The organism is Nibrella saemangeumensis, from assembly GCF_039541915.1.
Classification (GTDB): Bacteria; Bacteroidota; Bacteroidia; order Cytophagales; family Spirosomataceae; genus Nibrella; species Nibrella saemangeumensis.
Genome location: NZ_BAABHD010000084.1, coordinates 456,902 through 471,417, shown reverse-complemented (window position 1 = coordinate 471,417; position 14,516 = coordinate 456,902). Strand labels below are relative to the sequence as shown.

Below are 14,516 nucleotides of genomic sequence, written 5' to 3'. Positions count from 1 at the left end.
TTTTGGGTCTTTTTACCTGGGTCTAGTGCTTGTGCTCCGTCTCTCCTTCGGCCATAATCCCTTCCACATCTTCGCAGTGGAACATGCGGGCCCGGCGGAAGGTCGGCCGCTGGGTCGGGGCCCCACCGACTTTGGCCGTCAGCATTTTCTGAATCAGGCGGGCGCGTTCTTTCTGCATCTCCCCGCGCTTCTGGTCTTCGGCCTGCAGGTCAAAATAGATGGCGCCGTCGATGATCGTTTTCTCCGGACGGGCGTAAACCGACAGCGGGTTGTTGTTCCAGAGAACCAGGTCGGCATCTTTACCGGCCCGGATGCTGCCCAGCCGGTTGTCGAGGTGAAGCAGTTTGGCGGGGTTCAGCGTCACCATTTTCCAGGCGTCTTCTTCGGCAATACCACCATACTCGACTGTTTTGGCAGCTTCCTGGTTCAACCGGCGGGCCATTTCGGCATCGTCGGAGTTGATGGACACCGTCACGCCTTCGCGCTGCATCAGAGCGGCATTGTACGGAATGGCGTCTTTTACCTCCATTTTGTACGCCCACCAGTCGGCAAAGGAAGAACCACCGGCACCGTGTTTGGCCATTTTGTCCGCTACTTTGTAGCCTTCCAGAATGTGCGTGAAGGTATTTACTTTAAAGCCCAGCGAATCGGCTACTTTCATCAGCATATTGATCTCCGACTGCACGTAGCTGTGGCAGGTGATAAAACGCTTCTTATTCAGAATTTCGGCCAGGGCGTCCAGCTCAATATCCCGTCGGGGCGGCACGGCGTTCAGCTTTTCTTTGGCCGGCAGGGCATTGTATTTCTTCCAGGCATTGTCGTACTCACGGGCCCGCACAAAATGGTCGAAGTACACCTGCTCAACGCCCATCCGGGTCTGCGGGAACCGGGTCGGGTTGGCAATACCCCAGTTGGACTGCTTCACGTTCTCGCCCAGGGCAAACTTGATAAAACCGTCAGTTCCTTTAATCAGCATATTTTCCGGCGACTCACCCCACTTTAACTTAATCAGCGCCGACTGTCCGCCGATGGAGTTGGCCGAGCCGTGCAGCAACTGCGAAGACGTTACCCCCCCGGCCAGTTGGCGGTAGATGTTGATGTCGTCGGAATTGACCACGTCACCCATCCGCACCTCGGCCGAACTGCTCTGTCCGCCTTCGTTTACGGAGAAAAGGGCAATGTGCGAGTGCTCGTCAATGATGCCATTGGTCAGGTGCTTACCCGTACCGTCAATGACTTTCGCGCCGGCCGGAGCGGCCAGATTTTTGCCGACCTGAGCGATTTTGCCGTTTTGCACCAGCACATCAGTACTGCCCATGATACCATCTTTTTCGTTGGTCCAGACGGTAGCGTTGCGGATCAGCAGCGTCTCGGCTTTCGGTTTTTCGGTATTCCCCATGCCCACAAACGGGTAGAGGGGCTTACCAATTTCGGGCTTGTTCACCTTGCTGGTATCCGCTTTGGTGGCCGTGGGCTGATACGCCTGTGCCAGCGTAGCGGTCCATTTTACCGGCGTGCCGTCGGGCAGCGTGCCGTCGCCTTTCAGGCTTCCGTTCTCACGATAGCCAGTCAGGCGGGTGGTCCCGGTGCCGGGTTTCTTGTCCAGTTGCACCTGGATCGACAGCAGGTCATTGCTTACGGCCACTTTCGGCGTTAGTCGGGTCGTATCGTTCACCGTGATCTGGTACTCCGGCTTCTCGACCGACTTGCCAGTAATCAGCAGTTTCAGGTTCTTCTGGTTGCCAATGGTCAGGGTATACGTTCCCCGCAGGTCGGCCACGCTCTTATCGTTGACGATATGCCGGTTTCCGCGAATCCAGTTTTCGTAGATGATATTATCGGGACTGAACAGATTACCCGAGGTGATGATGAAATTGGCCAGTTTGCCTTTTTGCAGGGTACTCAGCAGATCATCGGCTTTGATCAGCCGGGCCGGAGCCGTAGTCAACGCTTCCAGCGCTTTAGCTTCGGGCAGACCGTATTCAATGGCCTTCCGCAGGTTGTTCCAGAAATCGGCTTTGTTGCGCAGGCCGGCAGCTGTCAGGGCAAAAGGAATATTCGCCTTCGCCAGCATACCGGCATTGGCGGGGGCCATCTCCCAGTGCTTCAGTTCGGCCAGGGAGACGTTATCGGCATCCCAGGCATCTTCAACATCGTAGGCCTGCGGAAAGGCAAGCGGCACAATCAGCGAAGCGCCGGTGGCTTTTACCTCATCGAGCCGCTGGTATTCATCGCCGGTACCTTTTACAATAAACTGAATGCCGAATTCATCCCCGATCTTATCGGCCCGCAGGATACCGAATTTGTCCGGCGCTTCAAAAATCTGAGGTATGCTTTTCTGTTTGCTCAGCGCATCCAGCGACAGGTTGGCCTGCTCTTTAGCCCCACCCCGTTTGTACCAGTCGGCATCATAAAATGCCTGTCGAAGCAGGGCCACCGAACCCATTGGCGAATTAGGATATGCCTGCGTGGAGGTACCTTTACTGAAAGAGTAATGCGCCGAAACGCCCGCCCGCAGCATTACCGTGTTTTCGCGGTCGTCGGCCAGCGAAACCAGGGCACCGTTCCCCCGCGCAATGCCGTCGTGGTGGTGGGTCAACACGGCACCGAAACCGAGTTTGCGTAGTTCGTCGGCGCTTTGTTCGGTTACCTTGAACAACTGGCTGGCGTCGGTTTCCGGCTGGATGGCCTGGTTCCAGTAGTAGGCGCCTTTTTTGTTTGATTCGTGTTGCTGGGGTGCCCGGCCGCCCTGACCCGGGGCCCGTTTTACCTCGGGCATACCGTACGTAGATTCGAGGTCAATCAGGGCTGGGTAGATGCGCTTGCCCTGGAGGTTGGTTACTACAGCACCAGCGGGCAGCTTCACATCTTTGCCCACCGCTTCAATGATACCGTTGCGAATCAGGAGCGTCGCGTTATCGAGGGTGGTCTGGGGGTCAATAACGATCGTAGCGTTGGTGAAAGCATACACGCCGGGCCGTTCGTCATAGACCCCATTAAGCGGGAAAGTCACCTGCGACCAGCCGGGAAGGGCGAGACCGGCAGCCATCAGGAGCATCAGGAAACGTTTTTTCATGTAGTTTAGCGTCAGTTATGAATGAGGCATAAACTACAAAAATAACAAAGTAAGGGTATTATCTGCCGACCGACCCATACAATATTCTGCCGGCCTGCTGGTTCATAAAATAGGATCAGTCTGGATTAGCCTTGTACCAAATTGCCTCGAAATGTGGACCGGTGCGTGAACCGGTAGCTTTACTGATAGGGCACAAACGGAAGTGACTTAGTCGCGGGCGGATCCAGATGATAGATGGAACGACGTGAACTAGTCAGGCGACGGGTCAGAACCGGGATAGACCGGAATCGCTCATCGGCTTTCAAGATCCGGATGGCTTCCAGATCCTCATCTTCCACTTTGCCAAGATCCAGTACAATATATTCTGGAAGCGAAACAACAGGTTGTTTGGAAAGGGTTTCCAGTAATTTCATTCCGGAAGGGTACACCACCACCGGATAAGAGGAAGGTTCATTGAGATCGAATCCCGGAATGTTTACTGATTTCTCATCAGTCTGTTCCGCTACTAAAGCAAGATAACCGTTACGCATTAGGTATATGTGTTTATACGCTGTTCTCCATTCTGGCAAACTTAAATGCTCCTCTGTCGGGATGCGACACAGAAACCTGGTTACCCTGATTCTTCCTGAGAAGTAGCAGAGGACACGGGTACGATAAACCTGCTTTTACAAACAGGCAATCGCGTATGATTTATGTTTTGTCAGGTGGCCGGTATTCTAACAAGACCGGTCTTTTCATGAAGGTTCAGTTCTTTAGGAAACTGAACCGGGAGACGCTATGAACTAGCTAATTTGAATACGGTGGACTAATCTCTGGATTTTATCCAGTTTAGCATCACAAATATTGGAATAAAACCGGATACTTCCTACGCAAGCCCTACAATAACTATAGAATTTTTGTTCCTTTACAGATAGTTTTATTTTACTTTTTATCCGGAACCCTGACCGGTTATCATCTGCTTGACTTTAAGCCATTTTTAATTGTCTTTTTCAAACTCTAAGTACTATACGTTAACATATAAAAATCAGGCACCCTACAGAATGGGGTGCCTGACTGTAATTACCTTGAACCAAGAAAATAACTGTCAAAAACCAAGAGTCTACATCCGAACTTTAAGTCTATTTTTTTTCAACTTCTTTTTAAGCCGCTTTCGCGCTTTATTTCTATCTTCTAGCTTGACGAGAATTCCAGCCATAAACATGGCCATCACCGACAGCAACGCTATCGATAATGGCAAATGGTCTACAAATAATGCCATACCCTCTGGCTGGTTTATTCGGTCTCAACTACATAAACTCTTACACCGACCCACTTCAGGCCATTGTTCATTAGCAAATAGCGACAATACAGCGGTTGTAAACAGGGGCATTTATACGATGCCATCAGGGAAGACTCAACATTGGGCAGGCTACCAAAGAGTCTGGTTAACTGGTACCAGGCCGAGGGATTTATATCCCAACTGATACTAAGCAGGTGCTCAAAGGGATCCGTCTTCTCCCGATAGCCCATCAGATTCCACCACTGCACTTTACAAAAAGGAACGCTTACCGCCACAACTGGGCTCTCAATGGCGCTCTTCCAGGTTAAGCCCTCTACTAACTCACCAATCTGCTGGCCATAGCTTACTATCATATCCGGTATATTCATTTAGGAGGCAAACAACATAAGCTATCAGGCGGACCAGCCTCCAGGTGCCGGCCTCACCTGATAGTTATGTACCCCCAGAACGTTATATCTTAATACTGATTACGAGCCAATAGCAGGGATAATACCCTTACTCGATTTATCATCTGTTCTGCTCCTCTGGCTTACACTGTAAAAGTATCCCCGAATGACACCTACATAACAGCAGATCGGTGACATAATGCCTGAATTGACCAGCTGCTGTTAGGATTCGGTCCACGCCCCCGCTTTCTTACGATAATTTGCTCGTTTAAGGGCGTTTTGCCTGCCAGAATAGCCGACAAAAAATCTATCTCCTATCTATGTAACAAGTAGAATACCGTATCTTTGTATTCGTGTCCATCCTAAATTCTTCTATGCATTTATATAATGGCGCTCAAACCCTGGTCCGTTCCCGTGTAGCTCCCAAAGTGCTGGTTGTTGAAGATAACCCTGACCATTGGGTTTTTATGCAGAAAGCGATGCAGGAAAACTTTACCGAAGTGGAACCAGTAGTAACAACAAGTGCTGCTCAAACGCTGGATTATCTGACGACCTGCTCAAACCGGGCTGAAGTACCACCCAAACTGATATTGATGGATTTATACCTGCCAGACCGGAAAGACGGCTGGCAACTGCTGAATCAGATAAAGAAGCTGGATCCACCCTTTGATAGAATACCTGTTGTGGTTTTGAGTCACTCCAATAATCCACAGGATATTGCAGAGTCGTACCGTCAGGGCATTAATTCCTATCTGGTAAAGCCAACGCAATACCAGGAATGGTTGCACTGTTTTCAGGTTATCAAGGAATACTGGTGGGAAACGGTAACCTTGCCTGATTTCCCGTTTTACCAGTAAATAAGAAGGAAGTGACGTTAGGATACGTCACTTCCTTACGTATACAAGACTACGTTATTAGACGTTGACCTTCTGCAAGTCGCAGGAATTCGGTAAAGCAGCTACTGAGAACCAGTAATTTCCTACTTTTTCCACTGCCTGGGTAAACAGCATAATATCGGTCGGCGTCTTAATGACGGCATTTACCCCGAGGTTGTAGTTTTGATTCGCATCCGAAACGGAGGGGGTAAACGCCAGAATTGGTAAATGCTGCAGCCGGCTTGTTGACTTTACAAAACTCAGTGTTTTCTGCATATCCGCACAGGATTTGCTAAGGTCGAGAATGATGGCTGCCGGCAACTGACGGTCCGTGCAGGCAACCAGCATTTGACGCATGGCCGGGCCGTTTTCAAAAAAGATCAGTTCATAATCCGGCCATTTTTCTTCCATCAGTTTCTGAAATAAAAGCGCCCGCATATCATCCTTGATGATAATAAAGACCCGACGACCTTTGCTTGTTTCCCTACGGGAAAAAGTTAGCGCCGGCACCTGCTCACCCGAATCCCGGACCAGGTAGGTCTCTTTGGAAAGCGGTTGCTGCAGTAGTTCAACTACCTGCGCCCAGCGACGGCGTCCGACAGGCAGTACCGTGCCGCATTTCATATGAACGGCCCCCGCCATTTTCCGGCGCGGAGGGCACTGAAGGTCCTCAATATACGCCGGATTAACAACCGCCGTTTTATGCACCCGGATAAAGTGGGGCAAGCGCTTCTCAAAATAACAAATCGGCTTGGATAACAGCACTTTCTTACCATTCAGGAAGGAAAGCCACGTATAATTATCGGCCCCGGTCAGATGCGAAATCAGCGCCGGATAGCGCAGGTAATCAGTGAGTAGATTCATGCTTTGTAACGTTGATCGTACAGTCTTCAAACGTTGAAAAGAACTGACGCTGTGATGTACCGCTGCTGTTCAGGAGAACCACAACGGTATAACTGAACTGGTTTATTGTATGAACTGGTAGCGAATCTGTGTAGGCGGTTCTTTCAAAAATAACAAAAAAACGTTTTCGCCAGATTAAAATTAGCCAATAGCACGCGCTCCTGTCCGTTTGAACTGCCATTCCATAAGGAAAGAAAACGGAAGGGCTCCTGGTTAGTCTTACTAAGAAAATCGTCAAATTGTATGAAAGCACAAATCAGAATGTATGCCCCAACGGATGAGGCCGGTAACGGGGGTGGTATGACGGATGGCGCTACGGGCGGCAACGCAGCCGCTGGAGCCGGCATGGGCAACAGCACCGGCGGAGGCATGACTGACGGCGGTACCGGCGGGGGTATTGCCGGCCGCACCGCTGCGGGTACCGATGGCGGTATGGAAAGTAACGGGGGCGGCACCGACAGCGGCATGGGCGGTGATACCGGGGCCGGCTCCGGCGGCAGTATGGCAACCGGTTCTGGGGGTGGTATGGCCGATGGCGGTACGGGCGGAGGCACGGGTGCCGGTACCGGTGCAGGCATGGCCAACATGGGACAGCGATTGTATAAGACCGACCTGGATCGGGACGATAATGATCCCGACATAAACAGGGACAGTGAGGACATTGACGGCACGGTGGTAACCCATCTCGAGGGCGGCATGGCCGGCGGTAGTCTGGGGACCGGCACCCGTGGCGGGCTGATTGATGGCGGAAATCCGGCGGCTTCAGGTCCTGGATCAGGGGCTGGCAGCGGCATGCCCGGTGGCGGAGGGCTGGCCGGTGGCAATACCCGTGACAGCACCACCCCTGATAACCAGCCTGAGGAAAACAGGTAACTGGTGCGGGGCCGTTTCCTTACTTCGCCGGCCATAATTGTTCCGCAATTACAGCGTCCGAGTTTTATAATCAGGTTCTGAAAAGAATTCGATTCGACGCAAATGAGTTCGGCACTTGGCCGGGTTCATTCTTCTGCCACTCACTACGAGTTAACCCCGGTTTCAGCCTCAGGTTCGTACCTGAAGCGCGAAACCGGGGACCAAAACAGGAGCAGGAAGATTTGATTAGGTTGATTTATAGATGCCTTTTTAGCGTAGACCCAGGGTAAAGGCAGCCACCGGCGTTGTTGGTGGTGCTGCTTATAAGAAGTCCGGTCAGAAAGCACTGATTTTCTGGCCGGACTCTTTTTATTCACTGCCTTTACTTCACTTCACTGACCGGCTCACTCGGCACAAACTGGCGTTCGTTCAGCAGAAAACCGGCACCGTTGGCCAGGATATGCACCTTCAGGTTGTCCAGATAAACCGACTCCATCTCGGGCACCTTATGATAATTCGTATAGGTAGACTCATCGGTTAAGACCACAAAAGCGCCCCCGGAACCAATAGCCCGCATTTTATTTCCTTCGGTAATGACCACGCCGGTATCTATACACAGACCAACCCCAATGAGGCCGGGATTCCGCAGCAGGGCCTCCGTCAGCCGGGGCAGGCGACCCCGTTCCATAAAGTGGGTATCAACAATCACACCCGGCAGCAAAGACAAGCCTTTTTCAGTTTCCACCATGCCTTTTATCAGCGACTCCGCGCTTTTTCCTTCCCGGATGACCAGTCTCGACATGGCGGCTGCTCCGGCGCTGGTCCCTGCAATGACCAAATCCCGATTCACGTACTCATCCTGCAACTTCTTGATAAACTCCGTGTCGAGCAGCTTGTCAATCAGGTTCGTCTGGTCTCCTCCGGTAAACAGCACGGCATCGGCTTTTTCCAGCCGTTCCAGGTTTTCTGGGTTATCTGCATCCGCCGAGTCCTTGATATACATGATGTGTATCTTTTTGACACCCAGATCGGAGAAAGCCTTTTCATATTGTTTCCCCATTTCCTCCGGCACTTCAGAGGCCGCCGGTATGACTTCAATCCGGGGATTTGACTTATCAATTTCGTTAAGAAAGGTCTTGAGAATACCGGAGCCAAAAAAATCCCGTTGCCGGATCTCACTGTTCGTCGCTTCTTCACTGGTTTCTCTGGCTTCGCTTCCTCCTATCGGAATAAGTTTACCTTTGGGAGCTGTCATAGTGGATTAAAAATTTTAACGTTAGCGTGATGTCAACAACGTATGTTGGTAAGAGTTAACCAGGAGCCCGTGGATTTATGATACGGCCCGCTGGAAGGGCCGTTGTTCTTCTTTTGTATTTTATTTGGGGATAAATTGATTAAATCTTAGCTTTAGCGGCTAAACGCTTCTGCTCATGGAGAATAAAAATCCCCTGGTTCTGGTTGCCGATGATGATGAGGATGACCGCTTCTTTCTCCAGCTTGCCTTTCGGGACAGTTATCCCGACTGTAAAGTAGAGTTTGCCAGCGACGGTGTAGAATTCCTCGATCACCTGAACCACCAGACAGACAAGCCGGATCTTGTTTTGCTCGACATCAATATGCCCCGCATGGACGGCTGGGAGGTGCTGAAAGCCATGAGAGGTAACACAGCGTACCAGGATATTCCCATTGTGATTTACAGCACATCGGACGACGAATTTGACAAAGCCCTTGCCAGACGGCTGAAGGCCGATATGTACATCACCAAGCCCTCGGCCATAAACGAGCTGCAGGATCTGGTGCTGCTGTTTCGCCGGGAGTGGCTGGAAACCGGCCCGGTTACGCTCTGATCCATTCGCCGGCTGTCAATGCCGGATAAGCCGGGCAGGCCCGAACCGGTAAAGCGACTCTCATCTAATGGTCACGTCGTTCAGAGCTGTCGACCTGAGACCGGTATATAGATCAGAAATGTGGTTCCCTCTCCCGGAGTACGCTGCGCTATAATGATACCACCGTGGTTTTCTACCACCCGCTTACACACCGCCAGCCCGATACCAGTACCGGCCTGGCCGGTTTCCGGATGCAGCCGTTGCGAGAGATCAAAAATATGGTCCGGGTCCTCATTGGCATCGAACCCAATACCATTATCCGATATTCTGATTTCATAATAGGTTCTGTTGGCCTCTAAACCGGCAATACCGCCGGCGGCACGGCCGGCGATGGTGCGTGACCGGATCTGCACCTCGGGAGCAATACCGGGCCGGCTACACAGCAGGGAGTTGGCAACCAGGTTATGCACCAGCAACCGCCACTGGGCCACACCACCCCGGATTACCGGCAGCGATTCCACCACCACCTGAGCGCGCTTCTCCTGAATCTGACCGCTCAGTTCGGCGAGGATCTCCTGCACCAGCGTTTCCAGATTTATTTTCTGGAAGGCCTGCTGGGGGAGTATCAGGCGCGAGTAGGTGAGCAGATCGTTTACCAGCAATTGCATCTGACTCGCCGAGCGCTGCATGCGATGAACAATCTCGACGTTACCGGCACCAGATTGATCAGCATATTGGCTGATCACGATGTCGCCTAAAGCCTGAATAGTCCGCAGCGGCTCCTGGAGGTCATGGGAAGCAATCAGGGCAAGGTGCTCCAGTGTACCGTAGGAACGCTTTAATTCACCGATGGTGGTTTCCAGTTGCTGCTGCACCCGCCGGATTTCCGACACGTCGAGGCAGGTCAGAATCAGGCCATCGTCCTGCTTCACCACCGAAAGATCGAACCAGTAGTCGACCTGCTCATAAGTAAGCTCAAACTGCATCCGCAGGGGCTGCCCGGTAATCAGCACATCAACGAGATCATCGTACAGCGGAGCCATATCCTCCGACAGAACGTCCTGGATCGGCTGCCCAATCAGGTCGTCGGCGGGCAGGCGGGTCAGTTCCTCACCGGCTACGTTCACGGCTTTCACCACGAAATCGACCACGGCACCATCGGTATCCCGGACTGCCTTCAATTGAGCAATGGCAGCCATAGAGCCGTTCAGCATCTGCTGCACCGTATCTTCAGCCTGCTTCCGGTCGGATATATCCACGGAAGTGACAATGACGCTATCGCCTTCCCGAATGGCAGAAAGTTGGTACCAGCCTTTGGTGCGGCCGTCGTTGATGTACATTTCCTTCCGGAAGGAATGGTTTAGGTCGGCTACCTGCACCAGTTGATTGAACAGGTCGCTCCGGTGAAAAGTCGGAAACAGGTCCGAAAACGGGTGGACCAGCATATCGCTCATGCTATGCCCTTTGCGAAGGGCAAACCGGGGATTCAGCGCCCGGGTCCAGAAATCGACTGTCTGCCCTTGCGCATCCCTGACCGGCACCAGCATCCCAATGCCAACGGGTGCGCCATCCAGGACAGCCTGCAGCCGCTCCGCTGTTTCGCGGATTTGCTGCCCGGCCAGCACCTGCTGGGTAATATCCTGCGAAATGCACAGGCGCTGCGTAGCCCGGCCGGCATGGTCCCGTTTAAATACCCGTCCCCTGGCTTTATACCAGACTGGGGTATCCGTCTCGTCCATCACCCGGTACTCCACGGTGTTGAACTCGCCGTCGGGGAGCGTCCGGAAACTTTCGTTATAGGCTTCTACCAGAGCCCGGTCGTCCGGATGAATCAACGTCAGCACCTCGGTATAACAAATGGCCGGGGTCGCTTCCAGGCTGTCCGGGTCATCGAGGTCAGTACCCTTGTTCAGGTAGATAAATTCTTTTTTGTCCAGATCCAGCACGCTGATAACGTCGGGAGTAGACTGAACCACCTGGCAGATAAAGTGTTCCCGCTCCCGCAGTTTCTCTTCGGCGGCCCGCAGCCGGGCAATCTCTTTCCGATCCTTTATATCGAGCATGGTCACGGCCAGACCATCGGCCTGCTTCACGGCCGTTACGTTATACCAGCCCTGAAGCGCTGGCTCTTCCAGGTAGATATCAATGAAGAAAGGAATGCCGGTCTGAACCACCTGGATGAAAGTTTCCAGTAGTCCGTTGCTGCTGGCACTCGTAAAAATCGACAGGAACCGTTCGCCGATCAGGGCCTCCACCGGCCGTTCCACCATCTGGCTGAAGAAATTATTGAGGGTGACAAACCGGAAATCAGTAATAACCGTCTCGGGGTCGCGCATGGCATCCATCAGGCACACAGCCGCCGGCGAACTGTCCAGCACGCTGTGCAGCCGGGTAATCATGCGATCGGCCCGCTGAAAGGCCTGCTTCTGCCGGGTAATATCCGTCAGCGTCACCACTACGCCATCATCCTGCTTCGTCACGGCACACTCGTACCAGATCGAAGGCAGGGCCGTTGCCAGGTTGTAAGGCAACTCGAAGCGCTCGGGCAAGCCGGTCTCCACAACCTGCTTAAACCGGAACAGCAACTCGTACGGACTCGGAAAAATTGCCGTCAACCGCTTATTCAACACCTGCTCCTCGGCCAGCCCCAGCTGCTTTTTAGCCTGCGTATTACTGTATATGACCTCAAAATCCTCAATAATCTCTTTTTCCCCGCGAACAGCGGTCAGAACGACAATTCCGTTCTGGCTACTCTCCACAATACTCAGCAGAGTAGCTGAAGAGAGTTGATTAACATATGAATCCAACATAAAAAAGTTCTCCTTACGAAGTATACTTAAAGGTAAGTGAAAGAAGTGACAATCTACTGTTCTATTGTGGCAACGGTACGCTCAGCAGGTGTCTGGTTTCGCCGGCGCTTAGAGAACGAGCCAGTTACCTGGTTGCGGCAGACTCGTGAATCACCGAATTGCCAGGACAGTTGCATATAACCGCCGGTACGCCTACCTTTACGGCATGATTTTCCAGCAGGCGCTACATCTCTCCTTCCGACATTGCCATCATCATGGCTTTCTGCACGGCTAACCGCCGGAACCAGCCTGTTCGTTACCGCTTTACCGACTGCCCGCTCCTGGGGCATCCGGGTCAATTTCAAACACCAAACCGCATATGACTACCCTGATTCGTATTGCCTTGCAGAAATCCGGCAGGCTCAGCGAAGATTCATACCAGCTTTTCAAAGAATGTGGCATCCGGTTCGACTACGGCACCGGCAAGCTCAAATCGGTTTCGTCTAACTTCCCGGCGGAGTTTCTGTTTCTGCGCGACGATGATATTCCGGGGTACGTTGAGGATGGCGTGGCCGACCTCGGCATTGTGGGTGAAAACGTGGCCGTGGAGTCGGCCCGGAGCGTGCAGACCGTCCACCGGCTAGGCTTCTCCAAATGCCGCCTGTCCATTGCCATTCCCCGGAGCGAAAGCTGGAGCAGTATCAGCGACCTCCACGGCAAAAACATCGCTACCTCATACCCCCGGCTGCTGGGCAACTACCTGGCGGAGCAGGGCGTACAGGCGAATATCCACGAGATTAGTGGCTCGGTCGAGATTGCCCCCAGCATCGGGCTGGCGGAGGCCGTCTGCGACATCGTCAGTTCGGGCAGCACGCTGCTGAGCAATGGCCTGAAGGAAGTAGAAACCATCTTCCGCTCGGAGGCCATTCTGGTCGCCAACAATACCCTGAACGATGAGCAGCAGGTTATTCTGGAGAAGTTGCTGTTCCGCATCAAAGCCGTGCAGGCCGCTAAAAACAACAAGTACATTTTGTTGAACGCTCCCAACAACGCCATTCCCGATATCATCAGTCTGATACCCGGCATGAAAAGCCCAACGGTGGTGCCGCTGGCCATGGAAGGCTGGAGTTCGGTTCATTCCGTCATCAACGAAAACGACTTCTGGGAGAACATTGAAGCCATCCGGGCCGCCGGTGCCCAGGGCATTCTGGTCATTCCGATTGAGAAAATGATAAACTGAAAAGGAATTATGAACATAATTGCCTTTCCTTCCCGCACCGAGTGGCCGGCGTTGCTGGCCCGGCCGGTGCAACGGTCCGAAGAGATTGAACAGGTGGTAGCCCCGATTCTGGAGCAGGTGCGCCGGGACGGCGATGCCGCACTTCGGACGCTAAGCCTTAAGTTTGATAAGATTGACCTGACGGAGCCGGGTTTTGTTCTGGAGGAGACTGAACTGGCCAATGCCCAGACCCAGCTTACCGACGAGTTGAAAACGGCTATCCGGCAGGCCTACCAGAACATCCGGACGTTTCACGAGGCCCAGCGGCAGCCTATCGAGAAAATTGAAACGATGCCGGGGGTAACCTGCTGGCGCAAAAGTGTAGGCATCGAAAAAGTAGGGTTGTATATACCCGGTGGCACGGCACCGCTGTTCTCGACGGTGCTGATGCTGGGCGTACCAGCGCAGTTGGCGGGCTGCAAAGAGGTTATTCTGTGTACCCCCAGCAACCACCCGGCCATTCTGTTTGCCGCGCATCTGGTGGGCATTCGCCGGGTGTTCCGGGTAGGCGGAGCGCAGGCCATTGCGGCCATGGCCTACGGCACCGAAACCGTGCCGCAGGTCTACAAGATTTTCGGTCCGGGCAACCAGTACGTCACAGCGGCCAAAATGCTGGTAGCTAAGGAGGGCATCGCCATTGACATGCCGGCCGGCCCCTCGGAAGTGGCCGTGTACGCCGACGATACCGCCATACCCGCCTTTGTAGCCGCCGACCTGCTGTCGCAGGCTGAACACGGCGTTGATAGTCAGGTCCTACTGGTCTCTACCAGCAAGAAGCTCATCATGAACACCAATCTGGTCTTAACCACGCAACTCGAAAACCTGCCGCGCCGGGATATGGCGGCAAAAGCCATTGCCAACAGCAAGGCAATCCTGGTCGAAACGGAAGATGAGGCTATTGACCTGCTGAACCAGTATGCCGCTGAGCACCTGATCCTGAGCGTAGAAAACGCCGAAGCGGTAGCCGAGCGGATCATCAATGCCGGCTCTATTTTCCTCGGCAATTTCACCCCGGAATCGGCCGGTGATTATGCCTCCGGCACCAACCACACGCTGCCGACCAATGGCTTCGCCAGGGCGTATAGCGGGGTGTCGCTGGATAGCTTTGTGAAGAAAATCACGGTTCAGTCCATCACACCGGAGGGGTTGCAGCGTTTAGGTAAAACCATAGAAGCGATGGCGGAAGCCGAATCGCTGCGGGCCCATAAGCACGCCGTCAGCATCCGCTTAGCGTCAATAGAGTAATTTCGT

General features: G+C 53.1%; 11 protein-coding genes. 5 read left to right on the top strand and 6 right to left on the bottom strand.

Annotated elements, in window-relative coordinates; all coding sequences use genetic code 11:
• Positions 1 to 22: 22 nt before the first annotated feature.
• From ABD949_RS29600 to ABD949_RS29590, 3 genes are all read right to left on the bottom strand, one after another.
• The gene (locus tag ABD949_RS29600) at positions 23 to 3,076 is read right to left on the bottom strand and encodes an amidohydrolase family protein (protein WP_345249987.1); all 3,054 of its coding nucleotides are present in this window, start codon (positions 3,074 to 3,076) and stop codon (positions 23 to 25) included.
• A 179-nt stretch (positions 3,077 to 3,255) separates the two neighbouring features.
• Positions 3,256 to 3,606 carry a hypothetical protein gene (locus ABD949_RS29595; protein ID WP_345249985.1) on the bottom strand — a complete coding sequence of 117 codons (351 nt, stop codon included), beginning with the start codon at positions 3,604 to 3,606 and terminating at the stop codon, positions 3,256 to 3,258.
• Between the two features lie 742 nt (positions 3,607 to 4,348).
• Positions 4,349 to 4,708, bottom strand: coding sequence for a hypothetical protein (locus ABD949_RS29590; protein ID WP_345249983.1), 360 nt, complete (start codon positions 4,706 to 4,708; stop codon positions 4,349 to 4,351).
• Between the two features lie 407 nt (positions 4,709 to 5,115).
• Here ABD949_RS29590 and ABD949_RS29585 point away from each other — a divergent pair, with 407 nt between their 5' ends.
• Positions 5,116 to 5,598 carry a response regulator gene (locus tag ABD949_RS29585; protein WP_345249981.1) on the top strand — a complete coding sequence of 161 codons (483 nt, stop codon included), beginning with the start codon at positions 5,116 to 5,118 and terminating at the stop codon, positions 5,596 to 5,598.
• Positions 5,599 to 5,655: 57 nt separating this feature from the next.
• Here the strand turns inward: ABD949_RS29585 and ABD949_RS29580 are convergent, their stop codons facing one another.
• On the bottom strand, positions 5,656 to 6,480 hold the full coding sequence (locus ABD949_RS29580; RefSeq protein ID WP_345249979.1) for a response regulator transcription factor: 825 nt from the start codon (positions 6,478 to 6,480) through the stop codon (positions 5,656 to 5,658).
• Positions 6,481 to 6,762: 282 nt separating this feature from the next.
• Between ABD949_RS29580 and ABD949_RS29575 the strand changes: the two genes are divergently transcribed.
• On the top strand, positions 6,763 to 7,392 hold the full coding sequence (locus ABD949_RS29575; RefSeq protein WP_345249977.1) for a hypothetical protein: 630 nt from the start codon (positions 6,763 to 6,765) through the stop codon (positions 7,390 to 7,392).
• Between the two features lie 361 nt (positions 7,393 to 7,753).
• Here ABD949_RS29575 and ABD949_RS29570 read toward each other — a convergent pair whose 3' ends face one another.
• On the bottom strand, positions 7,754 to 8,626 hold the full coding sequence (locus ABD949_RS29570) for a cyanophycinase (RefSeq protein ID WP_345249975.1): 873 nt from the start codon (positions 8,624 to 8,626) through the stop codon (positions 7,754 to 7,756).
• A gap of 175 nt (positions 8,627 to 8,801) precedes the next feature.
• On the opposite strand from ABD949_RS29570, the gene ABD949_RS29565 reads away from it, so the two are divergent.
• Positions 8,802 to 9,218, top strand: a complete 417-nt coding sequence (locus ABD949_RS29565; RefSeq protein ID WP_345249973.1) for a response regulator — start codon at positions 8,802 to 8,804, stop codon at positions 9,216 to 9,218.
• 80 nt (positions 9,219 to 9,298) lie between these two features.
• On the opposite strand, the gene ABD949_RS29560 is transcribed toward ABD949_RS29565, so the two are convergent.
• Positions 9,299 to 12,007: a PAS domain-containing protein gene (locus tag ABD949_RS29560; RefSeq protein WP_345249971.1), complete on the bottom strand. Its 2,709-nt coding sequence runs from the start codon at positions 12,005 to 12,007 to the stop codon at positions 9,299 to 9,301.
• A gap of 358 nt (positions 12,008 to 12,365) precedes the next feature.
• Between ABD949_RS29560 and hisG the strand changes: the two genes are divergently transcribed.
• Both hisG and hisD read left to right on the top strand, forming a co-directional pair.
• Positions 12,366 to 13,226: an ATP phosphoribosyltransferase gene (gene hisG, locus ABD949_RS29555; protein WP_345249969.1), complete on the top strand. Its 861-nt coding sequence runs from the start codon at positions 12,366 to 12,368 to the stop codon at positions 13,224 to 13,226.
• Positions 13,227 to 13,235: 9 nt separating this feature from the next.
• Positions 13,236 to 14,510, top strand: a complete 1,275-nt coding sequence (gene hisD, locus ABD949_RS29550) for a histidinol dehydrogenase (RefSeq protein WP_345249967.1) — start codon at positions 13,236 to 13,238, stop codon at positions 14,508 to 14,510.
• The last annotated feature ends 6 nt before the right edge of the window (positions 14,511 to 14,516 follow it).

What these genes read in the sequence shown, in the direction of transcription:
- ABD949_RS29600 (WP_345249987.1), bottom strand. Translation starts at nt 3,076, where the DNA reads ATGAAAAAACGTTTCCTGATGCTCCTGATGGCTGCCGGTCTCGCCCTT.
- ABD949_RS29595 (WP_345249985.1), bottom strand. Translation starts at nt 3,606, where the DNA reads ATGCGTAACGGTTATCTTGCTTTAGTAGCGGAACAGACTGATGAGAAA.
- ABD949_RS29590 (WP_345249983.1), bottom strand. Translation starts at nt 4,708, where the DNA reads ATGATAGTAAGCTATGGCCAGCAGATTGGTGAGTTAGTAGAGGGCTTA.
- ABD949_RS29585 (WP_345249981.1), top strand. Translation starts at nt 5,116, where the DNA reads ATGCATTTATATAATGGCGCTCAAACCCTGGTCCGTTCCCGTGTAGCT.
- ABD949_RS29580 (WP_345249979.1), bottom strand. Translation starts at nt 6,480, where the DNA reads ATGAATCTACTCACTGATTACCTGCGCTATCCGGCGCTGATTTCGCAT.
- ABD949_RS29575 (WP_345249977.1), top strand. Translation starts at nt 6,763, where the DNA reads ATGAAAGCACAAATCAGAATGTATGCCCCAACGGATGAGGCCGGTAAC.
- ABD949_RS29570 (WP_345249975.1), bottom strand. Translation starts at nt 8,626, where the DNA reads ATGACAGCTCCCAAAGGTAAACTTATTCCGATAGGAGGAAGCGAAGCC.
- ABD949_RS29565 (WP_345249973.1), top strand. Translation starts at nt 8,802, where the DNA reads ATGGAGAATAAAAATCCCCTGGTTCTGGTTGCCGATGATGATGAGGAT.
- ABD949_RS29560 (WP_345249971.1), bottom strand. Translation starts at nt 12,007, where the DNA reads ATGTTGGATTCATATGTTAATCAACTCTCTTCAGCTACTCTGCTGAGT.
- hisG (WP_345249969.1), top strand. Translation starts at nt 12,366, where the DNA reads ATGACTACCCTGATTCGTATTGCCTTGCAGAAATCCGGCAGGCTCAGC.
- hisD (WP_345249967.1), top strand. Translation starts at nt 13,236, where the DNA reads ATGAACATAATTGCCTTTCCTTCCCGCACCGAGTGGCCGGCGTTGCTG.